The 25708-nt window shown below is 71.9% G+C and carries 27 protein-coding genes; 19 read left to right on the forward strand and 8 right to left on the reverse strand.

The features are described from left to right. Nucleotides 1-1105: 1105 nt before the first annotated feature. The 3 genes from ACWDAK_RS07790 (at nucleotide 1106) to ACWDAK_RS07800 (ending at nucleotide 3910) form a co-directional block, all read left to right on the forward strand. Complete coding sequence (locus ACWDAK_RS07790) at nucleotides 1106-2113, forward strand: aldo/keto reductase (RefSeq protein ID WP_427393236.1); 1008 nt, start codon at nucleotides 1106-1108, stop codon at nucleotides 2111-2113. A gap of 68 nt (nucleotides 2114-2181) precedes the next feature. After that, on the forward strand, nucleotides 2182-2769 hold the full coding sequence (locus tag ACWDAK_RS07795) for a TetR family transcriptional regulator (protein ID WP_344637034.1): 588 nt from the start codon (nucleotides 2182-2184) through the stop codon (nucleotides 2767-2769). Between the two features lie 235 nt (nucleotides 2770-3004). After that, the gene (locus ACWDAK_RS07800) at nucleotides 3005-3910 is read left to right on the forward strand and encodes an ADP-ribosylglycohydrolase family protein (protein WP_425557628.1); all 906 of its coding nucleotides are present in this window, start codon (nucleotides 3005-3007) and stop codon (nucleotides 3908-3910) included. Between the two features lie 57 nt (nucleotides 3911-3967). Here the strand turns inward: ACWDAK_RS07800 and ACWDAK_RS07805 are convergent, their stop codons facing one another. Continuing rightward, on the reverse strand, nucleotides 3968-4234 hold the full coding sequence (locus ACWDAK_RS07805) for a GlsB/YeaQ/YmgE family stress response membrane protein (RefSeq protein WP_344637036.1): 267 nt from the start codon (nucleotides 4232-4234) through the stop codon (nucleotides 3968-3970). 330 nt (nucleotides 4235-4564) lie between these two features. Between ACWDAK_RS07805 and ACWDAK_RS07810 the strand changes: the two genes are divergently transcribed. The 12 genes from ACWDAK_RS07810 to ACWDAK_RS07865 all read left to right on the forward strand — a co-directional run bounded on the left by ACWDAK_RS07810 (nucleotide 4565) and on the right by ACWDAK_RS07865 (nucleotide 15030). Next, complete coding sequence (locus tag ACWDAK_RS07810) at nucleotides 4565-5371, forward strand: response regulator transcription factor (RefSeq protein WP_344637037.1); 807 nt, start codon at nucleotides 4565-4567, stop codon at nucleotides 5369-5371. Beyond that, nucleotides 5368-6840 (forward strand): sensor histidine kinase, encoded by a 1473-nt coding sequence (locus ACWDAK_RS07815; protein WP_427393235.1) that lies wholly within the window; start codon nucleotides 5368-5370, stop codon nucleotides 6838-6840. Before ACWDAK_RS07810 ends, ACWDAK_RS07815 begins: the two co-directional genes overlap by 4 nt. Nucleotides 6841-7028: 188 nt before the next feature. After that, nucleotides 7029-7427: a hypothetical protein gene (locus ACWDAK_RS07820; protein WP_344637039.1), complete on the forward strand. Its 399-nt coding sequence runs from the start codon at nucleotides 7029-7031 to the stop codon at nucleotides 7425-7427. After that, nucleotides 7424-7666: a hypothetical protein gene (locus tag ACWDAK_RS07825; RefSeq protein WP_427393234.1), complete on the forward strand. Its 243-nt coding sequence runs from the start codon at nucleotides 7424-7426 to the stop codon at nucleotides 7664-7666. The genes ACWDAK_RS07820 and ACWDAK_RS07825 overlap by 4 nt, the downstream gene beginning before the upstream one ends. A gap of 459 nt (nucleotides 7667-8125) precedes the next feature. Then, nucleotides 8126-8668, forward strand: a complete 543-nt coding sequence (locus ACWDAK_RS07830; RefSeq protein WP_344637041.1) for a cysteine dioxygenase — start codon at nucleotides 8126-8128, stop codon at nucleotides 8666-8668. Further along, a complete protein-coding gene (locus tag ACWDAK_RS07835; RefSeq protein ID WP_344637042.1) occupies nucleotides 8662-9102 on the forward strand; it encodes a rhodanese-like domain-containing protein in 441 nt (146 codons plus the stop codon). The genes ACWDAK_RS07830 and ACWDAK_RS07835 overlap by 7 nt, the downstream gene beginning before the upstream one ends. A 144-nt stretch (nucleotides 9103-9246) precedes the next feature. Beyond that, on the forward strand, nucleotides 9247-10335 hold the full coding sequence (locus ACWDAK_RS07840; RefSeq protein ID WP_344637043.1) for an ABC transporter ATP-binding protein: 1089 nt from the start codon (nucleotides 9247-9249) through the stop codon (nucleotides 10333-10335). After that, on the forward strand, nucleotides 10325-10990 hold the full coding sequence (locus ACWDAK_RS07845; RefSeq protein ID WP_344637044.1) for an ABC transporter permease: 666 nt from the start codon (nucleotides 10325-10327) through the stop codon (nucleotides 10988-10990). Before ACWDAK_RS07840 ends, ACWDAK_RS07845 begins: the two co-directional genes overlap by 11 nt. Beyond that, a complete protein-coding gene (locus ACWDAK_RS07850) occupies nucleotides 10987-11685 on the forward strand; it encodes an ABC transporter permease (protein ID WP_344637045.1) in 699 nt (232 codons plus the stop codon). The genes ACWDAK_RS07845 and ACWDAK_RS07850 overlap by 4 nt, the downstream gene beginning before the upstream one ends. Before the next feature lie 76 nt (nucleotides 11686-11761). After that, a complete protein-coding gene (locus ACWDAK_RS07855; protein WP_344637046.1) occupies nucleotides 11762-12679 on the forward strand; it encodes an ABC transporter substrate-binding protein in 918 nt (305 codons plus the stop codon). A 276-nt stretch (nucleotides 12680-12955) separates the two neighbouring features. After that, entirely contained in the window at nucleotides 12956-14719 is a 1764-nt protein-coding gene (locus ACWDAK_RS07860; protein WP_427393232.1) for a glycosyl hydrolase family 18 protein, read from the forward strand. Between the two features lie 152 nt (nucleotides 14720-14871). After that, nucleotides 14872-15030: a hypothetical protein gene (locus tag ACWDAK_RS07865; RefSeq protein WP_344637048.1), complete on the forward strand. Its 159-nt coding sequence runs from the start codon at nucleotides 14872-14874 to the stop codon at nucleotides 15028-15030. A gap of 2 nt (nucleotides 15031-15032) precedes the next feature. On the opposite strand, the gene ACWDAK_RS07870 is transcribed toward ACWDAK_RS07865, so the two are convergent. Next, a complete protein-coding gene (locus ACWDAK_RS07870; RefSeq protein WP_427393231.1) occupies nucleotides 15033-16322 on the reverse strand; it encodes a multidrug effflux MFS transporter in 1290 nt (429 codons plus the stop codon). A gap of 103 nt (nucleotides 16323-16425) precedes the next feature. Beyond that, nucleotides 16426-16884, reverse strand: a complete 459-nt coding sequence (locus ACWDAK_RS07875) for a hypothetical protein (RefSeq protein ID WP_344637050.1) — start codon at nucleotides 16882-16884, stop codon at nucleotides 16426-16428. 890 nt (nucleotides 16885-17774) lie between these two features. Between ACWDAK_RS07875 and ACWDAK_RS07880 the strand changes: the two genes are divergently transcribed. Then, complete coding sequence (locus ACWDAK_RS07880; RefSeq protein WP_427393230.1) at nucleotides 17775-18041, forward strand: hypothetical protein; 267 nt, start codon at nucleotides 17775-17777, stop codon at nucleotides 18039-18041. Nucleotides 18042-18185: 144 nt separating this feature from the next. On the opposite strand, the gene ACWDAK_RS07885 is transcribed toward ACWDAK_RS07880, so the two are convergent. Beyond that, nucleotides 18186-18545 (reverse strand): hypothetical protein, encoded by a 360-nt coding sequence (locus ACWDAK_RS07885; protein ID WP_344637052.1) that lies wholly within the window; start codon nucleotides 18543-18545, stop codon nucleotides 18186-18188. A 111-nt stretch (nucleotides 18546-18656) separates the two neighbouring features. Continuing rightward, nucleotides 18657-19838, reverse strand: coding sequence for an acyl-CoA dehydrogenase family protein (locus tag ACWDAK_RS07890; protein WP_344637053.1), 1182 nt, complete (start codon nucleotides 19836-19838; stop codon nucleotides 18657-18659). A 232-nt stretch (nucleotides 19839-20070) separates the two neighbouring features. Here ACWDAK_RS07890 and ACWDAK_RS07895 point away from each other — a divergent pair, with 232 nt between their 5' ends. Continuing rightward, entirely contained in the window at nucleotides 20071-21075 is a 1005-nt protein-coding gene (locus ACWDAK_RS07895) for a chitinase (RefSeq protein WP_344637054.1), read from the forward strand. A gap of 49 nt (nucleotides 21076-21124) precedes the next feature. Here the strand turns inward: ACWDAK_RS07895 and ACWDAK_RS07900 are convergent, their stop codons facing one another. Both ACWDAK_RS07900 and ACWDAK_RS07905 read right to left on the reverse strand, forming a co-directional pair. After that, the gene (locus tag ACWDAK_RS07900; protein ID WP_344637055.1) at nucleotides 21125-21448 is read right to left on the reverse strand and encodes a hypothetical protein; all 324 of its coding nucleotides are present in this window, start codon (nucleotides 21446-21448) and stop codon (nucleotides 21125-21127) included. 94 nt (nucleotides 21449-21542) lie between these two features. Beyond that, on the reverse strand, nucleotides 21543-22529 hold the full coding sequence (locus ACWDAK_RS07905) for an aldo/keto reductase (protein ID WP_344637056.1): 987 nt from the start codon (nucleotides 22527-22529) through the stop codon (nucleotides 21543-21545). A gap of 60 nt (nucleotides 22530-22589) precedes the next feature. Here ACWDAK_RS07905 and ACWDAK_RS07910 point away from each other — a divergent pair, with 60 nt between their 5' ends. Together ACWDAK_RS07910 and ACWDAK_RS07915 are read left to right on the forward strand one after the other, a co-directional pair. After that, nucleotides 22590-23417 (forward strand): helix-turn-helix transcriptional regulator, encoded by an 828-nt coding sequence (locus ACWDAK_RS07910; protein WP_344637057.1) that lies wholly within the window; start codon nucleotides 22590-22592, stop codon nucleotides 23415-23417. A gap of 118 nt (nucleotides 23418-23535) precedes the next feature. After that, entirely contained in the window at nucleotides 23536-24930 is a 1395-nt protein-coding gene (locus ACWDAK_RS07915; RefSeq protein WP_344637058.1) for a class II fumarate hydratase, read from the forward strand. Between the two features lie 85 nt (nucleotides 24931-25015). On the opposite strand, the gene ACWDAK_RS07920 is transcribed toward ACWDAK_RS07915, so the two are convergent. Next, nucleotides 25016-25507, reverse strand: coding sequence for an SPW repeat protein (locus tag ACWDAK_RS07920; RefSeq protein WP_344637059.1), 492 nt, complete (start codon nucleotides 25505-25507; stop codon nucleotides 25016-25018). Between the last annotated feature and the right edge of the window lie 201 nt (nucleotides 25508-25708).

The raw sequence follows: 25708 nt of genomic DNA on the forward strand, positions 1-25708 counted from the left end.
GGCCCCTTGACCCGAGCCGTGCACGGAGCCGGGCGCGGGCCCGTGAGCCGGACCGGGAGCAGACCCGGCACTGGAGCTGGAACTCGGACTGGGGCCGCTACTCGGACTCATCGGACGCCTCCCCGATCGCCGCCGGTATAGCGGCACCGGCAGCCGCAGGCTCGGTCGGGCAACGCCGGTTGGTGCGACCTCGGGCTGGGCAACACTGCGTCCTCCTCGCTCGGTCCGGCAGCCCCGGGTGGACCCGGGGGCCGTGGACGGCAGCCCCCTGACCCATCGGTGCACTCGGGGCGCCGGTGCAGGGGAAGCCGAGAAGTGAGCCTAGAAGATTGGTTCGTCCCCTTGCGAGGTGCCCCGAGTACTGCGTCGCATCGGCCACCGGGCGAGGACGGCGGCCCGCCGGGGCGGTTCCCGGTCGGGCACGGAGCCCGGGCCTGGGCCAACGCACGAGCGCGGTCGCGGGATCGCGCCCACTTCCACCATGGACCTCCGTCGGCATCACTGCACAGCGAAGCCGCAACGCCCGGCCGATCCACGTCCGATGAGTGATGAGCACTCAGCGTTTGGTACCAGATCGGCGACCAGGGGAGGAACGACCGGCGCGTACCGCTTCACGCCGTTCCAGGACTTCGAGCCGGGCGCAACCGGCAGGCGGCAGGCGGCAGGCCCGGATTCCGGCGCGCGGTGTCACGGTCGGCAACGAACCGATGACTCATCGACGGCGATCGCGGCTGCCGACGGCCGCCACCTTACGACGGACCGCGCCCGGCAGTCGCCCCGCGGTCGACGGATGCCCGGGGTCGAGTGACGGGCGGTCGGTGGGTCCGGCAGCGGAGAACCTGTCCGGCAACGGACGCCTGGCAACCGGCGGCAGGCGGCAGGCGGCAGGCGGCAGGCGGCAGGCGGCAGGCAACGGTCGACCGATGCCCCATGGCCGATGACTGATGACTGATGACTGATGACGATCGCCAGATGTCGAATGACAGATATTGAAATCTGTCATTCGACATGCCATAGTCGATACCGCAGGCGGACTCCCGCCCGCATCCGATCCGCACCCGCACATCGCGCCCGCGCCCCCTCCGCACTTCCAGGAGCAGACTCCGTGAGCACCGCCCCCACCCGCGCCACCCTCGGCGCGAGTTCCTTCACCGCCTCCGCCCTGGGCCTTGGCCTCATGGGCATGTCAGACCTCTACGGCGCCGCCGACGAGGCCGAGAGCATCGCCACCATCCACGCCGCCATGGATGCCGGGATCACCCTGCTGGACACCGGCGACTTCTACGGCATGGGCCACAACGAGCTGCTGATCCGCGAGGCGCTTCGCGGCCACAACCGCGAGGACGTCGAGATCAGCGTCAAGTTCGGCGCCCAGCGCGGCCCGGACGGCAGCTGGCTCGGCATCGACACCAGCCCCGCAGCCACCAAGACGGCCCTGGCGTACACGCTGCGCCGCCTGGGCACCGACCACATCGACGTCTACCGCCCGGCTCGACTGGACCCGAACGTGCCGATCGAGGAGACGGTCGGCGCCATCGCGGAGCTGGTCAAGGCCGGCTACGTCCGCCACATCGGCCTGTCCGAGGTCGGCGCCGAGACCCTGCGCCGGGCCGCCGCGGTCCACCCGATCAGCGACCTGCAGATCGAGTACTCGCTGCTCTCCCGCACCCTGGAGGCCGAGGTGCTGCCAGCCGCGCGCTCTCTGAACATCGGCGTCACCGCGTACGGCGTGCTCTCCCGCGGCCTGCTCAGCGGCCACTGGACCAGCGACCGTGAGGTGAGTCCGGCCGACTTCCGCGGCCACAGCCCGCGCTTCCAGGGGGAGAACCTCAACCACAACCTCCGCCTGGTGGAGGCGCTGCGGGTGATCGCCGAGGCCAAGGGCGCCACCGTAGCCCAGGTCGCCATCGCCTGGGTCGCCTCGCGCGGTTCGGACATCGTGCCGCTGGTCGGCGCCCGCCGCCGGGACCGCCTGGCCGAGGCCCTCGGTGCGCTGGACGTCACGCTGACCACGGCCGACCTCGCCGCCATCGAGGCAGCGGTCCCGGCCGGTGCGGCCGCCGGCGACAGGTACGCTGCCGCACAGATGGCCCACCTCGACAGCGAGCACTGACACCGGTCAGGCCCGTACCGCGGCGAGCCACCGCCGGCCCGCAACCGCACTGAAGGACGTACCCCGCCGTGACCACGGACAGCGCACTCACTCCCGAGCAAATCCTGAGCGCGGCGGAGGACGTCCTGCGGCGGTTCGGTCCGGCCAAGGCCACCGTGGTGGACATCGCCCGCACGCTCGGTGTCAGCCACGGCAGTGTCTACCGGCACTTCCCCAGCAAGGCCGCGCTCCGCGAGGCGGTCACCCAGCGCTGGCTGGACCAGGCGCACCACACCCTGGCGGCGATCACCGCGGAGCGCGGCCCGGCCGTGGAGCGCCTGCACCGCTGGCTGGCGACGCTGTTCGCCGCCAAGCGCAAGAAGGCACTGGACGATCCCGAGCTGTTCGCGACCTACATGACGCTGGTCAACGAGCTCTCGGCCACCGTCGAGGCGCACATCGAGACGCTCACCACCCAGATCGCCACGATCATCCAGGACGGCATCCACCAGGGCGAGTTCCGTCCGACCCACGTGGCCACGGCCGCGCGCGCCGTCTTCCAGGCCACCGCCCACTTCCACGACCCGGTACACGCTGCCGAGTGGGCCGACCCGAAGTGCGAGACCGACTTCGAGGCCCTCTGGAACCTGCTCCTCACCGGCCTGCGCTCGCGCTGACACCCCGCGTCGGCGCCGGCACCCGCAAGCTCGCACCGGCCCCGGGCAGCCGGGAGCCACCGCTCGGCAGGCCCGCGCCTGCACCCGGGCCCGACACGGCCTGCGCCCGACACGGCTCCGCCCAACACGGCCTCGCGCCTGGCGTGGCCCACCGCCCTCCCGGAATCCAGTCGCGCGCGGCCGGGGCGAGCGGGCACGATGTCCCCCACCGAGTTGATCTCACATGGAGGATGACGTGCTTGCTCCCTGGTCGGCCCTCGACAGTCTGCGGGGCCTGGCCCTCGGCGACGCCTTCGGCGACCGCTGGTTCAGCGTGGACAACAGCGAGGCCGACGCCCGCCTCGCCGCCCGGACGGTCCGCGAGGCGCCGTGGCACTGGACGGACGACACCGCGATGGCGCTGGTCCTCTTCCAGCACCTGCTCCAGTACGGCGAGGTCAGGCAGTCGGAGCTGGCGCGGGCGTTCGCCGAGGCCTACACCGCCGACCCTGCACGCAAGTACGGGCCGTCGATGCACCAGGTGCTGCGGCAGATCCACGAGGGCGGTGACTGGCAGGCCATCACCTCGTCGATGTTCGGCGGCCAGGGCTCGCACGGCAACGGCGCTGCGATGCGGGTCGCGCCGCTGGGCGCCTGGTTCGCCGACGACCTGGACCGGGTCGCCGAGCAGGCCGAACTCTCCGCGCTCACCACGCACTTCAACCCGGAGGCGGTCTCGGGGGCGGTGGCGGTCGCGCTCGCGGCGGCCTTCGCGGCCCGCAGCCGGGGCGAGGTGGCACCCGACCGGGTCGAACTGCTGGGCCGGGTCGCCGAGTTGCTGCCGGATTCCGACGTGCGCTCGGGCCTGCGGATCGCGGCCCGGTTCCCGGCGGGCACCTCCATCCGGCATGCGGCGAGTGTGCTCGGCTCCGGGCTGCAGATCTCCGCGCAGGACACCGTGCCGTTCGCACTCTGGTGCGCGGCAGGGCAGTTGGACTCGCTGCCGGAGGCGATCTGGGACACCCTCGGCGGCTGGGGCGACATGGACACCACCTGCGCCATCGCGGCCGGCGTGGTCGCCGCCCGCACCGGGCTGGCCGAGGTACCGCCGAGCTGGACCGCGGCGCAGCAGGAACTGCCCGACTGGGTCCCGGTCGCGTGATCCGGTGATCGGCCGACAGGGTGGTGGGTCCGCGTCAGCGCGGACCCACCACCTCCGTCAGTCGCGGGAATTGCCGAAGAGCAGCCGGTAGGCGATCAGCAGCACCAGCGAGCCCGCGATCGCCGCGCCCCAGGTGGCGGGGTCGTAGAAGTGCTTGGCCACCGACCGGTGCAGGAAGGTCGCCGAGAGCCAGCCACCCACGAAGGAACCGGCGATACCGATCAGGGTGGTGCCGATGAGGCCGCCCGGGTCACGTCCGGGAAGCAGGATTTTCGCGATAGCCCCGGCCAGCAGGCCGAGGATGATCCAGCTGATGAATCCCATACGTCTCTCCAACCCTTCACCACGCCGCTCAGGCGCAGCCTTACTGCCAGCGAGGACGCGTCCGACCGCCGGTCGGTTCCCGCCCCGGTTCCCGCCGAGCCGTACCGGACCACCGCACTCGCCGCTCCCGGAGCCCGACCCGGCCCCCGCGCCCCATCCCGGGAACGAGCCCGGCCCCGAACCCGGACCCGAACCCCACCCCGGGCCCGATCGCCCGGGGGAAGCATGAGAGGGTCGGGCGCCCGGAGCGGCCGCGCGCGAGCAGCCGCGACCCGGCAGCCACGGGTGATCCGCCGCGGGCGGGCAGGCGAGGAGGAGGGCGGCGAGGCCATGACCACCGGACGGGTACTGATCGCGGACGACGACGCCGCCATCCGCCGCTCGCTGGAGCGCGGACTGCGACTGAGCGGCTTCACGGTGCTGGTCGCCGAGGACGGACCCGGTGCGATGCGCTTGCTGGCCGGGGCGGGGGCGGGGTCCCCACCGGACGTCGTGGTGCTGGACGTCTCGATGCCGGGCCTCAGCGGGATCGAGGTGTGCCGGGCGCTGCGGGCCGGGGGCGACGACACGCCCGTGCTGATGCTCTCGGCGCTGGACGAGGTGACGGACCGGGTCGCCGGGCTCCAGGCCGGGGCGGACGACTACCTGGTGAAGCCGTTCGCGCTGGAGGAGCTGGTCCTGCGGATCAGGGCGCTGCTCCGCCGCCGGACACCGGCGCCCACGGCCGGGCCGGCCGAACCGCCGCGACCGGAGGTGCTCCGCGCCGGACCGCTGACGGTCGATCCCGCCACCCGCCAAGTCTTCCGCGATGGCGTAGAACTCCAGCTCACCAGACGGGAGTTCGAGCTGCTGGTACAGCTGGTGCGGAACGCCGGGCTGGTGCTCACCAGGGACCAGCTGCTCGACCGGGTCTGGGGCTACGACTTCGAGGTCCGGACCGACGCCGTGGACACCTTCATCAGCTATCTGCGCCGCAAGCTGGAGGCGGACGGACGGCCTCGGCTGATCCACACCGTCCGCGGCGTCGGTTTCGTCCTGCGCCCGCCGAGCGTTCGGGAAGAACCCGGCCGTCCGGCCGCACCAGCGCCGGACGGCACCGGGCAGGCCGAAGGCACCGGGCAGGCGGTCGGCCGATGAGACTCTCGACCCGGATCGCGCTCTCGGTGACCGCCCTGGTGCCGCTGCTGGTGCTGGCCGCCGGGCTGCTGGTGCTGGGGCTGGTCGGCCGCGACCTGCGGCACCAGCAGGACACCCGGCTCCAGGACCGGGCCTCGCTGGTGAAGCCGGACGTGCGGGCGCTGCTCGCCGCCGACCAGGGCGGCCGACCCCAGGCCGAGCAGAACCGGCACCACAAGGTGCTCGCCGACACCCTCGACGCGGGGATCCGGGTGGCGGCGGCGGACGGCACGGTGCTCCTGACCGGCGGCCCGCAGCCCGCAGCCCCGGTGCGGCTGCCTCCGGCGACCGCGGGCGGTCCGGTCACCATCCGGGACAAGGCACGTGCCTGGCGGGTCCTGGCCGTCCCGGTGGACGGCCCGGCTTCCGGGACGCTCTGGCTGCTGACCCCGGCCTCGGCCACCGAGCCCGAACTCGCGGCGGTACGCCGGCGGGTGCTGCTGGTTGCCCTGGTCACCGCACCGGTCTCCGGCCTGCTGGCCTACGCCGTCGCCGACCGGACCACCGCCTCGCTGCGCCGGCTCAGCCGCCGGGCGGGCGAGTTGGACCCCGGAGCGGGTGCGGCCGGCTTCGCCGCCCAGCACTCCGGCGTCGCCGAGGTGGACGAACTCGCGCTCTCCATCGCCGGGTTGCTCACCCGCTACGAGGAACAGGCGGGGCGTACGGCCCAGGCGTTGGACACCGCGCGGTCGTTCTCCTCCGCGGCCTCGCACGAGCTGCGCACCCCGCTGATGAGCATGCGCACCAACCTGGACGTGCTGGCCGCGCACCCCGACCTGCCGGCCGAGGAACGCGACGAGGTGCTGGGGGACCTGCGGAGCGAGCACGCCCGACTGCTGGATCTGCTGACCGCGCTGCGCGCCCTGGCCCAGGGCGACCTGGTCGAGCTGACCGCGTTCGGCCCGCTGGACCTGGCCGAGTTGACGGACGCGGTGGCGGGCGAGACGGCGCGGCGCAGCCCGCAGGCCGAACTCTGCTGCGAGCTGCCGGCCGAGCTCCGGATCTTCGGCTGGGAGGCGGGGCTGCGCATCCTGCTGGTCAACCTGCTCAACAACGCGGTGGTGCACGGACGTTCGGCCGATTCCACGGTACGGATCGCGGTACGGCTGCGCACCGAGGGCGCGTTCGCGGTGCTCACGGTGGACGACGGCGGGCCGGGTATCCCGCCCGACGGGCGGGACCGGGTCTTCGCCCGGTTCCACCGCAGGCCGGGCAGCCCGGGTTCGGGACTCGGGCTGACCCTGGTCGCGCAGCAGGTGGCACTGCACCGGGGCGCGGTTTCGGTCGGGACACCGCCCCGGGGCGCGGGCTGCCGGTTCGAGGTCCGTCTGCCGCTGCCCGCCACCGACGCCCCGCCACCGCGTCTCCCCGTCCGCCGCGACTGGCTCTCGGGTCAGGACCGCGGCTCGGATCCACGCACCGGGGTCTGACCGGGCCTTCGTTCCCGGTACCGGCCGCAGCCCAGCCCGACCAGCGCGCCGAGAGCCTGCCAGGGCGTTCCCGGTACCGGCCGCCGCACGGATCCGACTCACAAGGAATCCACAAGAACCGTCGCTACCTTCCAGCCCGGCCGGTCCGCGAAGGGCCGGCGTCTCGTGGCACTGGAGGAGATTCAGCCATGTTCCCGAACCGCAAGGCCACCGCCGCACTCGGCGCGCTCACCCTGGCCGGCGCCCTGTTCGCCGCTGCCGCTCCCGCCCAGGCGGCGACCAAGCCGGCCCCGAAGGGGGACGGTGCGGTGGCCATCTGCAAGCGCCTGCCGCAGACCGAGAAGCGGCTCAGCGCCGCGATCACCCGGCTGAACGGTGACGCCACCGTGCCCGGTTCGATCGCCCGGATGGAGCAGCGGGTGGACAACGCCAAGTCGGCCGGCCACACCGAGATCGAGAAGTACCTGAGCGACCGGCTCGCCTACCGCAAGAGCCTGCTGCCGAACCTGCAGAGCCGCCAGACGGACCTCAAGTCCGTGGCGACCTGGTGCGGGGCGCACGGCCACGGTACGGCGGCGGGCCAGTGACCGTACGCCGCTCCGCCGCCACCCTGCTGGCCGTGCTGGCGCTCGGCTCGACGCCGCTGCTCACGGCCTGCGGACCGACCAGCGCCGCACCCGCGCCGACGGCCTCGGTGACGCCGGCGCCGGCGGACGGGGCGTCGGACGGCAGCGCGGACCCCCAGCTGAAGGACATGCAACAGAAGGTGGACGCCGCCGATAGCGCCGCCGCCCAGGCGGACGCGGACGCGACCAAGGACAACTGAGCCTGCGCGGCGCCGAGGTCCGCCCCGGCACCGCGTCAGCGCCTCTTCCGGCCGGCCTGCCCCGTCTCCCCCGGGGCAGGCCGGCCGCTTGCGGATGCCCGACCGCGTTCGGATACCGGCCCCGACTCGGCCGAGCAGGCCACGAGGAGCACCGTCGGTGGCGAGCGCGGCAGGGTGACCGCCAGGCGGTCCGCGCTTGACGCGCCGGGCCCGGCTCCGCGACGATCAGCCCATGGACACCGGCACCACCCTGGTCTGCCGCCTGCACGTCGATCTGCGACGCCAGGCGAGCGACATGTGTGCCCGCTGACCCGTCTCCCCGCCCTGTGACGTCTGCCAGGGCCTGAGCCGCGCTCTCGCCTCACCCTCTCTTCGCTCTCCTCCCGCCTGCCGTTCGGGTCCGCGCTTCCCCGTGCGCCCGTGTCCGGCAGGCTCCTTCGGCCTACCCGAGGATGCCCCATGAGCCTTGACCTCGCCCCTGCGCCCGCCGTGGCGCCGCCCGCCCCGAACGCCCAGCTCCCCCAGAGCACCCAGCCCTCCTCACCCGCCCCGCTCTCCCCGACCGCCCTGCGCGAGATCGTCCGAGAGCTCGCCGGGCAGCCCGACCGCTGGCTGCCCCGGGTCCGGCTGTCCGCCGAGGACCGCTGGTACGAACGGCTGGCGCTCACCGAGGATCACGAGGTCTGGCTGATCAGCTGGCTGCCGGGCCAGTCCACCGGCTTCCACGACCACGGCGGTTCGCGCGGCGCCTTCGTGGTGACGCTGGGCGAGTTGGAGGAGCTGTCACTGGGCGGGCCCGGGCAGGGACTGCTGGTCCGGCGGCTGGCCCCGGGCACCGCCCGGTCCTTCGGTCCCGAGTACCTGCACGACGTCCGGAACACCGGCGGCGGACCGGCGGTGACCATCCACGCGTACTCGCCGCCGCTGGCGTCGATGTCCCGGTACGAACTGCGCGCCGAGGGCCTGGCGCGCACCGCGCAGGAGGGGCCGGAGCAGTGGTGACCACGGTTGACGAGCTGGTCGAGCGCGCGCGGGCCGGGGTGCACCGGCCGGGCCCGCTGGAGGCGTACCGCGCGGCGGCCGCGGGCGCACTGCTGGTGGACATCCGCCCCGCGGCGCAGCGCGCGCGTGAGGGCGGCATCCCCGGTGCGCTGGTGATCGAGCGGAACGTACTGGAGTGGCGGCTGGATCCGACGAGCGGTCACCGCGTGCCGGAGGCAACCGGGCACGGGCTGGCGGTGATCGTGCTCTGCTCGGAGGGCTACGCGTCCAGCCTGGCCGCCGCCGGCCTGCGCGAGCTGGGGCTGTACCGGGCGACCGACCTGGACGGCGGTTTCCTCGCCTGGGCCGCCGCGGGCCTGCCGACCGTGGCCGGGACGGTCGAGGGCCCGGAGCACCGGAGTGCTCCTGCGCACCGGACCGGCGGGAATTCGTAACAGGGACAGGAAGGTTTGCACCCGCGCACGACAGGGAAAGCCGTGACGATCCGAAGATCAGTTCGAGTCGGACGCGCTCTGCCGTGTTCCGATATCCGCTCCAAGAACCGAACGGCGCCCAGGCGCCGAAGCTAGGATCCTTTCGTGATCAGATTCGACGGCGCCGCCAAGCGCCATCCCGACGGCACGATCGCCGTCGAGGGCCTCGACCTGGACATACCTGCCGGCCGCACCACGGTACTGGTCGGACCCTCCGGCTGCGGCAAGACCACGATCCTGCGGATGGTCAACCGCATGGTCGAGCCGACCGCGGGACGGGTGCTGCTGGACGGCACCGACGTCTCCCAGCTGCCCGCCGCCAAGCTGCGCCGGGGCATCGGCTATGTGATCCAGCAGGCCGGGCTCTTCCCGCACCGCCGCGTCATCGACAACATCGCCACCGTCCCCTATCTGCTCGGCTGGGACCGCAAGAAGGCCCGCGCCCGCGCCGCCGAGCTGCTCGAGCTCGTGGGCCTGGCGCCCGAACTGGCCAAGCGCTACCCCTTCCAGCTGTCCGGCGGCCAGCAGCAGCGGGTCGGCGTGGCCCGAGCGCTGGCGGCCGACCCTCCGGTGCTACTGATGGACGAGCCGTTCAGCGCGGTCGACCCGGTGGTCCGCGCCGGACTGCAGGACGAACTGCTCCGTCTGCAGGGCGAATTGAACAAGACCGTACTGTTCGTCACACACGACATCGAGGAGGCCGTCCGGCTCGGCGACCAGGTGGCGGTACTGCGCGAGCGGGGCCGGATCGCCCAACTCGCCGATCCGCACACCCTGTTGACCGAACCGGCCGACGAGGGCGTGGCCGCCTTCCTGGGCCGCGACCGCGGGCTGCGCGGCCTCGGGCTGCTCCCGGCCCGCACCGTCGCCGTCCGTCCACTCGGCGAGGGCACCCGGCAGGCCGGCTGGGAGCTGCGGCTGGACGCGGACGGGCGGCCGACCGGCTGGATCGACCTCGACCGTCCGGATGAGGACCCTCACCCCGCGCCGGTCTTCCACCCCGGAACCGACACCCTGCGCAGCGCGCTGGACGCCGCCGTCCTCTCCCCCGCCGGCGCGGTCGTCGCCGTCGACGCGAACGGCCGGGCGGTCGGCACCGCCGACCGGGCGGCGGTCCTCGCCGCACTGACCGGCGCCCCTCCGGCTCCGGAGCCCGGAAGCAGCCGAGGGCCGGTGAGCACCGATGGACGGTGAACCCCTGGTCCGCTGGTACTGGATCGGGGACCACCTCGGCTACCTGCGCGACCTCACCCTCGACCATGCGGTGATCTCCCTGGTCCCGGTGCTGATCGCGCTGCTGATCGCCGTTCCGCTGAGCCTCGCCTGTGCTCGCTTCCCCCGCATCTACCAGCCGCTCTCCGCCGTCTTCAACGTGGTGTACGCGCTGCCCTCGCTCGCGGTCTTCGTGGTGCTGATCCCGTACACCGGGCTGGCCACCCGGGCCACCGTGATGGTGCCGCTCACCTTCTACGCGCTCGCCGTACTGCTGCCCACAGCCGTGGACGGACTGCGCTCGGTGCCGGACTCCGTGCGGCAGGCGGCGACCGCCATGGGCTACGGCCCCTGGCACCGGCTGTCCGCCGTCGAACTCCCGGCCGCCGTCCCGTATCTGATGGCCGGGCTGCGGGTCGCCGCGGTGTCCAGCATCTCGCTGGCGGCGGTCGGCGCGCTGATCGGCCGGGGCGGCCTCGGCTACCTGTTCATCGACGGTTTCCAGCGCACCTTCCCCACCCCGATCGTGGCCGGCATCGTGCTGATCGCCGCGCTCGCCCTGGTCACCGACCTGCTGCTGGTCCTGGCCCGGCGGCTGCTGGCCCCCTGGGCCCTCCGGACGGGGGCCGCCCGGTGAACTGGATCGACTGGCTGCACACCTTCTTCACCGCACCCGACCGGCAGAGCGGGCCCAACGCGATCACCCACCGGGTCGCCGAGCACCTCGCCTTCTCCGGCGAGGCCCTGCTGTACGCGGCGCTGCTGGCGATCCCGCTCGGCCTGCTGATCGGCTACACCGGGCGCGGCGCCGTCGCCGTGACCGCGTTCACCGGCATCGCCCGCGCCCTGCCCACTCTCGGCCTGGTCACACTCACCGTACTGGTCGGCGGCGTCGGCGACACCGCCATCCTGCTGCCGCTGGTCGCGCTGGCCGCACCGCCGGTGCTGGTCGCCACGGTCGAGGGCATCCGGGGCACCGACCCCGAACTGCGGGACGCCGCGCTCGGCATCGGCATGACGGGCCGCCAGGTGCTCTGGCAGGTCTGCCTGCCCAACGCGCTGCCCGCCGTCCTCGCCGGCCTGCGCACGGCGGCCGTCCAGGTGATCGCCACCGCCACCGTCGCCGCGTACGTCGGCCTCGGCGGACTCGGCCGGTACGTCATCGACGGCCTGGCCACCCGCGACTTCCCAGCCACCCTGGGCGGCGCACTGCTGGTCGTACTGCTCGCCGTCGCCACCCAACTGCTGTTCGCCGGCCTGATCCGGTACGCGCTGCCGCGCGGCGTGCGTGCCCAGCGTGCGGCCGGTGCCACCGTCGCGCACAGCTCGTGAGACCGCCCGGCGGTCTGCTCGCCCACCGGACCATCTCCCGCACCGCGCCCGGCCGCGGGACCACGAAAGGGACCCCATGACCACCCGTCTACTCAGGACCGTCACCGCCGCCTGCCTGCTGCTCGGTGCGGCGGCCTGCTCCTCCTCCGGCAGCGGCAACCCGCTGGACTCCTCGGCCAATTCATCGGGCTCGTCAGGTGGTGGCGGGAGAACCGTGGTGGTCGGCTCGGCGAACTTCCCGGAGAACGTCCTGCTGGCCTCGATCTACTCGCAGGCGCTCAAGGCCAAGGGCGTCAAGGTCGAGGAGAAGTTCAACATCGGCAGCCGCGAGGTGCTCTACGGCCAGCTGAAGAACGGCAGCCTGACCGTCCTGCCCGAGTACAACGGCGCGCTCCTCGGCTACCTGGACGCCAAGAACACCGCCACCGGCACCGCGGCGGTCAACGCCGCGCTGCAGCAGGTGCTGCCGAACACGCTGGGGATCCTCGACTCGGCCGCGGCCGAGGACAAGGACTCGCTGAACGTCACCCAGGAGACCGCCGACAAGTACCAGTTGAAGAGCATCGCCGACCTGGCCGGTAAGGCCGGCGAGTTCACCATCGGCGGGCCACCGGAGTTCAAGTCCCGCCGCGAGCAGCAGTTCAAGGACGTCTACGGGCTCACCTTCAAGGAGTGGAAGCCCACCGGGGACACCACCGCCAACGCGCTCAAGGACGGCTCGGTCCAGATCGGCAACGTCTTCACCACCGACCCGAAGATCATCCAGTTCAAGCTGGTCTCGCTGACCGACCCGAAGAACCTCTTCAGCTCGCAGAACGTCACCCCGCTGGTCAACAAGGCCGGTCTGGACGCCACCGCCACCGGCGCCCTGAACGCCGTCTCGGCCAAGCTCGACACCCCGGGCCTGACCGCGATGATGAAGCGGGTCTCCGTCGACAAGGAGGATCCCTCGACGGTGGCCAAGGACTGGCTGAAGTCCAACGGCCTCGGCTGACCGCACCCGGCCGGGCCCCGCACCTCCGATTCCCGAGGTGCGGGGCCTCGCCGTTCTCCGGGACCAGGTGTCGACCGGGTGTCAGGTGCCTTGACAGCCGAGTGGTCCAGACCAAACATAGGCGATGTAGTTCCGACCGGGATGCACTGTGGGGGTGTGAACACCGGCCGGCCGTGCGCTCCTTCCGCACGCCGCACCACCCCTGCACCCGCGTCAGGCACCGTCGTGCCCACATCCGGGCGAACGGTCATCACCTTCACGTCTGTTGGAGCATCCATGCGCCTGAACAGATCCATCCGTGCACTGGTGGCCGCCTGTGCCGGCCTGGCCGCCGCGGTCGGGCTGACCGTCGCGGGCGGTACCGCCGCCCACGCGGCCACCCCGGCCGCCACCCCGCTGCCGCAGCACGTCTTCGCCCCGTACTTCGAGGCGTGGACCGGGGACAGCCCGGCGAAGCTGGCGAGCCAGTCCGGCGCCAAGTACCTGACCATGGCGTTCATCCAGGCCGCCGGCAAGGGCAGTTGCATCCCGTACTGGAACGGCGACACCTCGATGCCCATCGCCTCGGCTCAGTTCGGCGCCGACATCGCCGCCATCAGGGCGGCCGGCGGAGACGTGATCCCGTCCTTCGGCGGCTACACGGCCGACAACACCGGCACCGAGATCGCTGACAGCTGCACCGACGTGAACGCCGTCGCCGGCGCCTTCGAGTCCGTCATCACCGCCTACGGCGTCAGCCGGATCGACCTCGACATCGAGGACAACTCGCTGACCGACACCGCCGGGATCGACCGCCGCAACAAGGCGGTCAAACTGGTCGAGGACTGGGCCGCCTCCAACGGCCGCAGCATCCAGTTCTCCTACACCGTGCCGACCACCACCGGTGGACTGGCCGCCAGCGGGCTGAACGTGCTGCGCAACGCGGTGCAGAACAACGCGCGGATCGACGTCGTCAACATCATGACGTTCGACTACTACGACAACGCCTCGCACGACATGGGCAACGACACCCGGAGCGCGGCGACCGGACTCTACAACCAGCTGGCCAAGCTCTACCCGGGTCGGACGGCCGCACAGCTGTGGGGGTCGATCGGGGTCACCGCCATGCCGGGCATCGACGACTTCGGCGCGGCCGAGACCTTCACCACCGCCGACGCCGCCAACGTCTACGACTGGGCCACCGCCAAGGGCATCAACACCCTCTCGTTCTGGGCGCTGCAGCGCGACAACGGCGGCTGCGTCGGCACCGCCGGCAGCGACAGCTGCTCCGGGATCAGCCAGAACACCTGGGACTTCACCCATGTCTTCGCGCCGTTCAGCGGTGGCGGCACCGGCCCGGTGACCGACGACTTCTCGGTGGGGCTGTCCCCCGCCGCCGGTTCGGTCACGCCGGGCGGCAGCCTGCGCAGCAGCGTCACCACCGCCGTCACGGCCGGCTCGGCGCAGTCCGTCACCCTCGGCGTGAGCGGCGCGCCCGCCGGGGTCACCGCCAGCGTCAGCCCGAGCCCGGTGAACGCCGGGGACGGCGCCACACTCGACATCGCCACCACCTCGGCGGTGGCGCCCGGGACCTATCCGCTCACCGTCACCGGCAGCGAGGCCTCCAGCACCCACAGCGTCACCTACACGCTGACCGTGACCGGCTCCAGCGGCGGGGCCAAGGCCCTGGCCAACGGCGACCTGGAGAGTGGCAGCCTCAGCCCGTGGACCTGCCAGAGCGGCGGCGCGGCGGTCACCGCCCCGGTGCACTCCGGCAGCTACGCGCTCTCGGCGGCGGCCGGCCCGAACCAGACCGGCGAGTGCGACCAGACCGTCACGCTGTCCCCCAACACCAAGTACACGCTGACCGGTTGGGTCCAGGGCGACTACGCCTACCTCGGCGTCAGCGGCGACGCCACCGCCGGCACCTGGGCCTCGGCGAGCGGCTGGACCAGGCTGACCGTCCCGTTCACCACCGGCTCCACCGGTACGGTCACCGTCTACCTGCACGGCTGGTACGGCCAGGGCAGCGTCTACGGAGACGACTTCTCGATCGCGTAAGGGCCCTACTGGAGCAGCCCTTCGAGTTCTCGATCGCACAAGCGCGCCGGGAAACAGTCTCTCGGAGCCGGGGAGTCGCGCGGCTCCCCGCAACTCCGGGACCGCTCCACCTCCGGTCGCACAACTGGACGAGTGCTCTAGGATCCCGCGGTATGGACCAGGGGACGCAGGGCCCGTACCGGTGGGGGCAGCCGGCGGGTGAGCAACTCGTCGGGCACGGCGGCGAACCGAACTGGGCGGCGCTCGCCGACCGGCACGAGCAGGAGACCCGGCGGCGCAGGCAGCTGCCGGCGCGCGGGAAGTCCCGCTGACGCTACGCCGGTTCCTTCTTCCGCCACGGACTGCAGAGCGTGACGTAGCAGACGGTGGCGAGCACCGCGCAGCCCAGGACCACCACGCCGAGCAGCAGCGCCGAGGGCCGGCCGCCGGCGCTGCTGAGCGGAGCGACGACGGCGGCACACAGGAAGGTGCCGGTGCCGATCAGCGCGGAGGCCGAGCCCGCCGCGTGCGGGGCCATGGTCAGCGCCTGGGCGTTGGAGTTGGGCACCAGGATGCCCATGCTGGCCATCAACAGGAAGAGCGCGGGCCACACCCCGGGCAGGCCCAGGTTCCAGACGCCGGTGGTGAGGACGATCGCCGCGCCCGCCGTCCCGGCACCGCAGAGCCCGAGCAGCATCAGGGTGGGCGCCGGCAGCTTCCGTACCAGCAGTCGGCCGTTCAGCTGGGTGGAGCCCACCACCGCAACGGAGTTGGTGGCGAAGACCAGGCTGTACATCTGCGGCGAGATGGCGTACTCGCCCTGCAGCACCGAGGAGGAACCGCTGACGTAGACGAAGAGCGCGCCGAAGGCGAAGGTGCTGGTGAGCAGGTAGCCGAGGAAGTGCCGGTCGCCCAGCAGTCCGCCGATGGCACGGACAGTGCTGCCGATGCCGTCGGTGTGGCGGCGCTCGGGCGGCAGCGACTCGCGCAGCGCCAGCGCGGAACCGAGGGTGAGCAGCGCGCCGACCAGGGCGAGGGCGACGAAGGTGCCGCGCCAGTTGGTGAGGTGCAGCAGCTGGGCGCCGAGGACGGGAGCCAGGATCGGGGCGAGACCGGATACCACTCCGAGGGTGGCCATGAAGCGGATCATCGCCACCCCCTCGTACCGGTCGCGGGCGACGGCCCTGGCGATCACCAGACCGGCGGCCCCGCCGAGTCCCTGCAGGGCCCGTCCGGCGATCAGCAGCGGTACCGAACCGGCCAGTGCACAGACCACGGTGGCCAGGGTGTAGATGGCCATGCCGACCAACAGCGGAGGCCGCCGGCCGAGCCGGTCGCTGAGCGGCCCGAACAGCAGCTGGCCCGCTGCCATACCGAACATCGAGCCGGTGAGGGTGAGTTGCGCGGTGGCCGCGGTGGAACCGAGGTCGGAGGTGAGCGCGGGCAGCGCGGGCAGATAGAGGTCGGTGGTGAGCGGCCCCAACGCGGCCAGCCCACCGAGGACGACCACGGCACCCCGGCTCGGCGCCCCACCCAGCGGGTCGGTGGGCGCGGTCTCGCTGGTGGCGGCCCCGGAGGCGTCGGACGACTGGTCACCGGTGGCGCCCAAGGTCGGGCCTGGCATGGGGCTCCTCTGCGGTGGGACGGGTACGCCCCTAACCGCAGCAATGAGATGTCGGACTGTTCGTACTCCAGTCTACTTGAGTGAACGTCACATAATTCAAGGGTCAGTCGGCGGTCTGTCCCGCCTTGCGGGCCGCGATGACGACCTCGTCGTCCTGCCAGCCGTACAGCTCATGGCCGACCAGGGCCACGTTGTAGAGACCGCAACGAGCCGTCGCCCTGGCGGGTATGTCGCCGGGGAACCAGGACGCCTTGAGGTGCACCGCCCCCTGGGGGGTTCCCTCACTGCAGCCCGCGGGCAGCTTCCCGTCGGGCAGCGAGGCCTTCAGCAGGCGGTCCCCGCCGGTGGTGGACATCAGGTAGGAGACCCTGGTCGCGCCGTCCGGCAGCCAGGCGGGCATCGACTTGCGGTCGGCCTTCGCCGCACTTCCGGTGGGGTACGCGGCCTCCTGGCGATGCATGCTCTCCCGCAGTTCACCGGTCTTGGGCACCAGCATGACGGCCCCGACCGCCACACCTCCGGCGGCGATGACGCCCACGAAGGCCTTCCCCGCGAAACCCATGATGACGAACCTCGGTTCTCGTTCCCGTCTGCCCCTACCACTCCATCCTGACCGCCGCCGACGCCCGCGACGATCGGCATCAGGTACCGACCGCCCTCCACCTTTGGGCGTACCCACCGCTGGGACAACCCCCCGATCGGCCGCCGATCACCGACTCCGTCCCTGACCAAGGGATGACGGACCGCCGACGGCACTCCGTTCCCGCACTCCGCGGACGGTTCAATGCCTGCGACTGAACATCGCAACGGCAGGTCAACCGGCGGCCGCCCGAAAAGAGAAGTTCGGGAAAGCGTTCGCCGGATGGTTGCCCGAACGCGCATCTGCCGCCCCCTCGAGATATGTGACTCCCCCTTGGGATCGGGCCGACTGCGGTCAAGCCCGCCGTGCAGTTCTTCCGGTCGGTCTTCCGGTAATCCGTCCCGTTCTTCTTCCTGGTGTCCGCGTCCGGCTCGATGTTCCGATGTACGCGGTCAAGCGATGGGATTCCGCTGCGGTTCTCGTCGCTTGCCGCGCAGGGGCCGCGGCTTCCCCAGCGGAGCCACGTCCGCGGTGAGCGTATGTGACAGACCGTCAACCATCTTGAGGAAGGGTGATCTCCGCATGGCACGATCCAAATAGGCTGCTTGCGGCCGACGCGGTCTCCGGGGCGCTCTCGCCACGGCCGGCATCGCCACGGTCCTCCTCGCCGCGATGCCGGCGACCTCGGCCTCGGCCGCCGGGTCCAGCGTGGTGATCGAAAGCGGCGCGTTCCCCGGCTATGTGCTGTGCGCCAGTGCCACCGACGAATCGGTCTGGCTCAAGCCCAGCGACCGAACAGCCCCTACTGCTTGTGGAAGAGGCTGGGCCCCTCCTCCCAGTTTTCCCTGTACAACGCCGCCAAGGATCAGTACATGTCCTACACCGGTGGCAACGAGGGCGCCGTGGTGATGGAAGACCAGGACGCCTCGCCCATCGGCCCGAACGGCCAGCTGTGGTCCTGGGGTGGACAGAAGGACTGGGGGGCTTCCGCACTGCGGTCCTTCTGGGACAGCGGACAGAACGTCGACGCCAAGTCCCCGGACGGGTGGAGCATCCCCCGCACCGACGCGGTCCACACGCGTGGCTGGCGCCACGGCTTCCAGCGTGAACTGACCTGGAACGCGCGCCGCGTGGGCTGACACCCCCATCGGGTCCACGACCGGTTCGGGCCGGACGCAACACCCGGCCCGAACCGGTCCGAACGCGCAGAGAGCGGCTGCGGTGAGACCGGGGCGAACCGGCTGACCAGTCGCAACGAAGTTAGACCGACCGGCACTGCGTTCTCAGTCGGCGGGCCGGAACTCGTGGACGACCTCGATCGGGCCGACGATGTGGCGGTTGAACTCGGCGAGTTCCTCCGCCGGCACCCAGAGCTCCAGGATGGTCCGCCCGCCCGCCTGCTGGACGGGGTAGCGGGCGAGGAAGTCGCTCTCGACGTTGAACCTGGTGACGTAACCGACGCCCGACGCCGGGACGTTCCAGTCGCGTGCGATGCGAACGGCGTAGTCCTCGTTGAGTACCGGGTAGAAGATGGGCTGGTCCGGCAGCCTGGGCGGCCAGGCGCGCCACCCGGAGGCCGCGACGAGCGCCAGTTCCTCGGGGCCGGTGGGCCGCCAGAGCGTGGTGGTCTTCGGCGCGGTCATGGTCGGGTGCTCCGTTCGGTTGCGGCGCCGACCGCCGGTACGGCTTCGGCAAGGCGCCGACCGTACCGGCAGGAACTCGACCGTGCCCAGCGGTTTTGATGCTGACCCGCGTCAGCGGTAGGCCGCCTCGCCGGTGATCGCCTCGCCGAGCACCAGGGTGTGGATCTCGGAGGTGCCCTCGTAGGTGAGTACGGACTCCAGGTTGTTGGCGTGCCGGAGCACCGGGTACTCCACTGTGATGCCGTTGGCGCCCAGGATGGTGCGGGCGCTGCGGGCGATCTCCAGGGCGGTGCGGACGTTGTTGAGCTTGCCGAAGCTGATGTGTGCGGGCCGGCACTGCCCGGCGTCCTTGAGGCGTCCGATCCGGACCGCGACCAGGTACGCCTTCTCGACCTCCAGCATCATCTCCACCAGCTTCTGCTGGGTGAGTTGGAAGGCCGCGATCGGGCGCTCGAACTGGATCCGGCTCTTCGCGTAGTCCAGTGCGGTGGTGTAGCAGTCGCGGGCCGCGCCGACGGTGCCCCAGAGGATGCCGTACCGGGCCTCGTTCAGCGAAGAGAGCGGGCCGCGCAGCCCCTGCACGCCCGGGAGCACCGCGTCGGCGGGCAACACGACCTCGTCCAGCACCAGTTCGCTGGTCACCGAGGCGCGCAGCGAGAGCTTGCCGTGCACATCGCGGGCCGTGAACCCGGGGGTGCCCTTCGGGACCAGGAAGCCCCGGACGCCCTCCTCGGTCTGTGCCCAGACCACGGCGATGTCCGAGATGCTGCCGTTGGTGATCCACATCTTGCTGCCCGAGAGCACCCAGTCACCGCCCTTGCGGCGGGCCCTGGTCCGCATGTTGACCGGGTCGGAGCCGAAGTCCGGTTCGGTGAGGGCGAAGCAGCCGATCGCGCGTCCGGCGGCCAGTTCCGGCAGCCACTGCTGCTTCTGCTCCTCGGAGCCGAAGGCGTGGATGGAACGCATGGCGAGCGAGCCCTGGACGGAGACGAAGCTGCGCAGCCCCGAATCGGCGGCTTCCAGTTCCATGCAGGCGACGCCGTAGGCGACCGCGGAGGAGCCGGTGCAGCCGTAGCCGTCCAGGTGCATTCCGAGCACGCCCAGCTCGCCCAGTTCCGGGGCGAGTTCGCGCGCAGGGAAGACGCCGCGCTCGAACCAGTCGCCCACGTACGGCCGGATCCGCTCGTCGGCGAACTTCCGTACCGTGTCCCGGACCAGCCGCTCCTCGTCGGTCAGCAGCTCGCCGACGGAGAGCAGGTCGGCCGGGTCCAGGCGGGCAGGGGTCGTTGCCATTCGGGCTCCTCGGGACGGTGCGGGGGCGCGGCTGGGTGGGCCACGGCGACGAGTATCGCGCACGGGCGCGCGAGGAGGGTACGAGACGCTGCCCACACCCCCGATCCCGCCACCACCCGTTCCGGTACGGGCTCTTGACGCGGTCACGGCCAACTGCTTCGCTTCCTTGCACTGTTAGGAAACCTTCCTAATGCGCAACCGACAGGCTCGACGGACTCCCGGATGGTGACCCATGCGCTCGCGCACTCCACTCCGCCCGCTCCTCACCCTGGCGATCGCGGCCGCACTGGCCGGCGGCACCCTCGCCCTCGCCCCGACCGGCCAGGCGGCGACCCCTGCGGCCACCGACCCGATCGGCCTCAACGCCCCTTACGAGTACCTGGGTTGGGGCAGCCCGCAGAAGCCGGCCGACGTGATGGCGGCGACCGGCGCCAAGCAGTTCACGCTGGCCTTCATGCTCAGCGACGGCGGCTGCAACCCCAAGTGGGACGGCACCCGCGCGCTCACCGGCGGCGGCGACCAGAGCGCCATCAACGGCATCCGCTCCGCCGGGGGCGACGTGGTGGCCTCCTTCGGCGGCTGGAACGGCAACAAGCTGGGCGAGAAGTGCGGTTCGGCGGGCGCCCTGGCGGCCGCCTACCAGAAGGTCATCGACGCCTACCGGCTCAAGGCGATCGACATCGACATCGAGAACACCGAGGTCGCGAACGCCACCGTCCGCCAGCGGGTGATCGACGCGCTGAAGACGGTCAAGGCGAAGAACGCCGGCATCAAGGAGTACGTCACCTTCGGCACCACCCCGACCGGCCCGGACCCCGCCGGGCTCGACCTGATCCGGAAGGGCGCAGCCGCCAAGCTCGCGGTGGACGGCTGGACCATCATGCCCTTCGACTTCGGCCACCACAGCGGCTCGATGGGCGCGGTCACCACGACGGCGGCCGACGGACTGCAGAAGGCCGTGGCGAGCGCGTACGGGTACGACTCCGCGACCGCCTACCGGCACATCGGGATCTCGTCGATGAACGGGAGGACGGACGAGGCCGACGAGACCGTCTCCACCGGGGACTTCACCACCATCTACAACTACGCGACCGCCCACCACCTGGCCCGGTTCACCTTCTGGGCGGTCAACCGCGACCGCGCCTGTGCCCCGGGCGGCTCCGCCGGGGACTCGTGCAGCGGGATCGGTCAGTCGCCGTACGCGTTCACGAAGATCGTCGCCAAGTACCACGGCTGACAGTGAGGATGTTCGGGCACCCGGACGGCCGACGGCGCTCCCGGCGCGCTCAACGCCGGGCGCCGAGGGCCGCTTCGGCGAAGTTGTCCCAGTGGCCGGCCAAGGCGACCGGGATGCACACCCAGTCCCGCATCGGCCGGCCACCCGTCGGATCGAAGAAATGCGCCCCCGGCAGGTGCAGCGCCTCGGCCTGCGCGGGAGTGCCGTGGCCCAAGCGGCAGACCAGCTCACTCCGGTGGAGACCGGCGAAGGCCTTGCCGTCGGCGTCCTTCAGGCAGGGCATGCCGAACATCTGGGAGCGGGTGGCTCCGAGCGACGCCAGTTCCTCGGCGATCTCCTCGTAGCGGGCCGCCGGATCGGTTGTCTCGGTCATGCCGCCATGCTGCACCCCGGGGGCCCGCTCCGCCTCACGTCACGGCCATGCGGGCCCGGAGCGGGTCCGGGCGACCGGGGGAGCAGGCCGGGTCTCAGCTCCGGGTGGTGCGGTAGGCCGCGAAGGACTGGCGGTCGCCCGACCAGGCCGACCGGGGGACGGCCTTCTCCAGGCGGTCCAGGTCGGAGGCGGACAGCACGAGGTCCGCGGCGGCGGCGTTCTCGGTGATCCGGGCGGCCCGCCTCGTCCCGGGGATCGGCACCACGTCGCTGCCCTGCGCCAACAGCCAGGCGAGGACGAGCTGAGCGGGCGTCACCTCGCGCTCCGCGGCGAGCCGGCCGACCTCGACGGACATCGCCCGGTTGTGCTCCAGGCTGCCGCCCTGGAAGCGCGGGTCGGCGAGCCGGAAGTCGCCGGGTTGAAGGGAGTCGGGGCTGACGGCCCCCGCCAGGAAGCCCCGGCCGAGCGGACTGTACGGGACCAGGCCGATGCCCAGCCGGCGCGCGGTGGGCAGCACGTCGTCCTCGATGTCGCGCCACCACACCGACCACTCGTACTGGGCCGCGCTGATCGGGTGGGTGGCCGCCGCCCGCTCCAGCTCCTCGGGGCTCGCCTCGGACAGCCCCAGGTGGCGGACCTTGCCCTCCGCGACCAGCTCCGCCATGGCGCCGACGGTCTCCTCGATCGGCACCTGCGGATCGATCCGGTGCTGGTAGTACAGGTCGATGTGGTCGACCCCGAGCCGGGCCAGCGACGCCTCGCAGTACCCGCGGACGTTCTCCGGCCGGGCGTCGACCCGTACGCCGTCCTCGCCGCGGACGATCCCGAACTTGGTGGCCAGCACCACCTTCTCCCGCCGCCCGGCGAGCGCCCGGCCCAGCAGCTGCTCGTTGTGCCCGCTGCCGTAACTCTGTGCGGTGTCGAGGAAGTTGACACCGAGATCGATGGCGTGGTGCACCGCGGCGATCGACTCCGCGTCATCGGCCGCGCCGTAGCCCTGGGACAGGCCCATGCATCCGAGGCCGATCGCGGAGACGGTGAGGCCTTCCGGCCCGAGGCTTCGTGTGTTCATGAACACCACGGTAGGCACTGCCTAGACTGGTATCCAGATGGTGTTTTTCCTAGTAACGGAAGTGCCAGGATGTCCTATTCCGCTATCCGGGCGCGGGAGTTGGGGGATCTGCTCCGATCCCGGCGCGAGCGGCTCCAACCCGCCGACGTCGGCCTGCCGGCCGGGTCCCGGCGCCGCACCCGGGGCCTGCGCCGGGAGGAGGTCGCCCAGCTCGCGGCGATCTCGGCGACCTACTACACCTTCCTTGAGCAGGGCCGCGAGCTGCGTCCGTCGCGCCAGGTCCTCGACGCGCTCGCCCGGGCGCTGCGACTGAACCCGGCCGAGCGCGCCCACGCCCACGAGCTCATCCACGGTGCCCCACCGGCCGGCCCGGCCGGCGTGGTCGAGGCGCTCTCACCCGCCGTCGTCTCGCTGGTCGACCGGCTCGACCCCTGTCCGGCCTATGTGACCGGACGGTACTGGGACGTGCTGGCGTCCAACCGGGCCGCCCGGGCGCTGTGGACCGACTGGCCCACCCGGCCGCCGCAGGAGCGCAACATGCTCTGGTGGATGTTCACCGACCCCGCCGCCCGGGAGATCCTGGTCGACTGGGAGGCCGTGGCCTCCGCACTGCTGGGCCGGTTCCGCACGGCCTCGGCCCGGCATCCGGGCGATCCCGGCTTCACCGGGCTGCTGGAGCGGCTGCGGGCGGCCAGCCCCGAGGTGCGGGAGTGGTGGCCGCAGCACCGGGTGGTACCGCTGGGTTCCGGCACCAAGCGGCTGCGCCACCCCGTTCTCGGCGAGATCGAGTTCCGCCATGTGGTGCTCCAGCTCGCCGACGATCCGGAGCACAAGCTCGTCACCTACGAGGCCGACGAGGCGGACCAGGCCCGGATCGCCGAGCTGGCCGGGCGGTAGTCGGCCCCGTGGCGGCCCGCGGCGGGGGTCCGCCGCGGCACGACCGGCCATGCGGAAATACCTCGGCCCGCCCGGAGGCTCTCATGATCAGAGCCGGCAATCAGGGAGGTGTCCCACCATGGGTGGCGAGCAGGAGTACCGCGTCGAGCACGACTCGATGGGCGAGGTCCGGGTCCCGGCCGCGGCGAAGTGGCAGGCGCAGACACAGCGGGCGGTGGAGAACTTCCCGGTGTCCGGCCAGCGCCTGGAGCGCGCCCATATCGAGGCCCTGGCGCTGATCAAGGCGGCCGCCGCCAAGGTCAACGCCGAGCTCGGTGTGCTGGACCTGCCGACGGCGAAGGCGATCCAGGAGGCGGCCTGCGAGGTCGCCGCGGGGCGGTGGGACGACCAGTTCCCGGTCGACGTGTTCCAGACCGGTTCCGGTACGTCCTCCAACATGAACGCCAACGAGGTGATCGCCACCCTGGCCGGCGATCGCCTGGGCCACCCGGTGCACCCCAACGACCACGTCAACGCCAGCCAGTCCTCCAACGACGTCTTCCCCTCCTCGATCCACATCGCCGCGACGGCGGCCGTCGCCGGCGACCTGATCCCGGCCCTGGAGCAGCTCGCGGCGGCGCTGGAGCGCAAGTCCGCCGAGTTCGCCGAGGTGGTCAAGTCGGGCCGCACCCACCTGATGGACGCCACCCCGGTCACCCTGGGCCAGGAGTTCGGCGGCTACGCGGCGCAGGTGCGGTACGGGATCGAACGGCTGGCCGCGACCCTGCCCCGGGTGGCCGAGCTGCCACTGGGCGGGACGGCCGTCGGCACCGGCATCAACACCCCGCCCGGGTTCTCCGCCGCCGTGATCGCCGAGGTCGCCCGGGCCACCGGGCTGCCGCTGACCGAGGCGCGCAACCACTTCGAGGCCCAGGGCGCCCGGGACGGCCTGGTGGAGCTGAGCGGCCAGCTGCGCACCATCGCGGTCGGCTTCACGAAGATCGCCAACGATCTGCGCTGGATGGGTTCCGGCCCGCGGACGGGCCTGGGCGAGATCAACCTGCCGGATCTCCAGCCGGGTTCCTCGATCATGCCGGGGAAGGTCAACCCCGTGCTGCCCGAGGTGGTGCTGATGGTCGCGGCCCAGGTGATCGGCAACGACGGGACGGTCACCGTCGCGGGCGCCAGCGGCAACTTCGAGCTGAACGTGATGCTCCCGGTGATCGCCCGCAACCTGCTGGAGTCGATCCGGCTGCTGGCCAACAGCGCCCGGCTGCTGGCCGACCGGGCGGTGGACGGCATCACCGCCAACGTCGAACGGGCCCGCGAGTACGCCGAGTCCTCACCCTCCGTGGTGACCCCGCTGAACCGCTACATCGGCTACGAGGAGGCCGCCAAGGTGGCCAAGCAGGCACTGGCCGAGCGCAAGACCATCCGGCAGGTGGTGGTGGAACGCGGCTACCTGGCGGACGGCCGACTGACCGAGGCTCAACTGGACGAGGCGCTGGACGTGCTGCGGATGACCCGCCCTTGACCGGCGCGCCCGGGGTGTGAACGGCGTGCGGGCCGGCCACCGAGGCGACCGGCCCGCACTTGCGCGTTGCGCTGCCCCGGTGCCGTCACCGGCTCTCGCTCCTGGGCACCCGCGGAGCGGCCGTGCGGCCGTGCTGACGTCCGGCCTTCAAGCCGCCCAGGGCCCGCGCGCCGGCGATGGCCGCGAGCGCGAGGCAGAGCATCACTGCGCCAGTGATCACGTTGGCGAGAATCGACCGCATGATCGCTTCGTGGCCAGCCATCGACCAGGGAGCGATGATCGTCCAGACACCGATCACCGCGGCGGCCCAGGCCCGGGCGTGGGTCCGCTCGTAGGCCGAGCCGAAGCCCGAAATCAGCACCGCGAAGGCGAGACCGAGCACCAGGTTGTTGATGGTGAGTGCGTGCAGGGGGGTGAACCCGACCACCCACGGTGACACCGCCAGGAACAGACCGGCCAGAGTCGCCAGCGCCTCGATGCTCTGCGCTTTCGGTGTTGCCACGACTCTTTCGGACTGCTCATGCAACTCCAGGATGTCCGGATGGTGCTCCATCCCCATCGGCAGCTGAGTTGACACCGGGACCACCTCCTAGCTCTGGGCCACGGCCGATCCGCCTGGCCACTATCCATTTTGTGGCAGGAATAACAGTTTGTCCCGATTTACCACCCGACCGGATCCATCTTCGGGGCCACCCGCAGCGCCCTGGCCATCAAGGATCGGCGCCCCCACGCGCCTCCTGACCCGCCTTTCCGAGCGAAGGTCCGAGCGGCCCGACAA

The organism is Kitasatospora sp. NPDC001175 (assembly GCF_053598215.1).

Excerpts from the sequence above, each read along its gene's own strand:
- ACWDAK_RS07915 (WP_344637058.1), top strand. The coding sequence starts at position 23,536 with ATGGGTGGCGAGCAGGAGTACCGCGTCGAGCACGACTCGATGGGCGAG.
- ACWDAK_RS07830 (WP_344637041.1), top strand. The coding sequence starts at position 8,126 with ATGAGCCTTGACCTCGCCCCTGCGCCCGCCGTGGCGCCGCCCGCCCCG.
- ACWDAK_RS07845 (WP_344637044.1), top strand. The coding sequence starts at position 10,325 with ATGGACGGTGAACCCCTGGTCCGCTGGTACTGGATCGGGGACCACCTC.
- ACWDAK_RS07895 (WP_344637054.1), top strand. The coding sequence starts at position 20,071 with ATGCGCTCGCGCACTCCACTCCGCCCGCTCCTCACCCTGGCGATCGCG.
- ACWDAK_RS07870 (WP_427393231.1), bottom strand. The coding sequence starts at position 16,322 with ATGCCAGGCCCGACCTTGGGCGCCACCGGTGACCAGTCGTCCGACGCC.
- ACWDAK_RS07885 (WP_344637052.1), bottom strand. The coding sequence starts at position 18,545 with ATGACCGCGCCGAAGACCACCACGCTCTGGCGGCCCACCGGCCCCGAG.
- ACWDAK_RS07910 (WP_344637057.1), top strand. The coding sequence starts at position 22,590 with ATGTCCTATTCCGCTATCCGGGCGCGGGAGTTGGGGGATCTGCTCCGA.
- ACWDAK_RS07815 (WP_427393235.1), top strand. The coding sequence starts at position 5,368 with ATGAGACTCTCGACCCGGATCGCGCTCTCGGTGACCGCCCTGGTGCCG.
- ACWDAK_RS07875 (WP_344637050.1), bottom strand. The coding sequence starts at position 16,884 with ATGGGTTTCGCGGGGAAGGCCTTCGTGGGCGTCATCGCCGCCGGAGGT.
- ACWDAK_RS07855 (WP_344637046.1), top strand. The coding sequence starts at position 11,762 with ATGACCACCCGTCTACTCAGGACCGTCACCGCCGCCTGCCTGCTGCTC.
- ACWDAK_RS07900 (WP_344637055.1), bottom strand. The coding sequence starts at position 21,448 with ATGACCGAGACAACCGATCCGGCGGCCCGCTACGAGGAGATCGCCGAG.
- ACWDAK_RS07880 (WP_427393230.1), top strand. The coding sequence starts at position 17,775 with ATGTCCTACACCGGTGGCAACGAGGGCGCCGTGGTGATGGAAGACCAG.
- ACWDAK_RS07820 (WP_344637039.1), top strand. The coding sequence starts at position 7,029 with ATGTTCCCGAACCGCAAGGCCACCGCCGCACTCGGCGCGCTCACCCTG.
- ACWDAK_RS07805 (WP_344637036.1), bottom strand. The coding sequence starts at position 4,234 with ATGGGATTCATCAGCTGGATCATCCTCGGCCTGCTGGCCGGGGCTATC.
- ACWDAK_RS07810 (WP_344637037.1), top strand. The coding sequence starts at position 4,565 with ATGACCACCGGACGGGTACTGATCGCGGACGACGACGCCGCCATCCGC.
- ACWDAK_RS07860 (WP_427393232.1), top strand. The coding sequence starts at position 12,956 with ATGCGCCTGAACAGATCCATCCGTGCACTGGTGGCCGCCTGTGCCGGC.
- ACWDAK_RS07890 (WP_344637053.1), bottom strand. The coding sequence starts at position 19,838 with ATGGCAACGACCCCTGCCCGCCTGGACCCGGCCGACCTGCTCTCCGTC.
- ACWDAK_RS07865 (WP_344637048.1), top strand. The coding sequence starts at position 14,872 with ATGGACCAGGGGACGCAGGGCCCGTACCGGTGGGGGCAGCCGGCGGGT.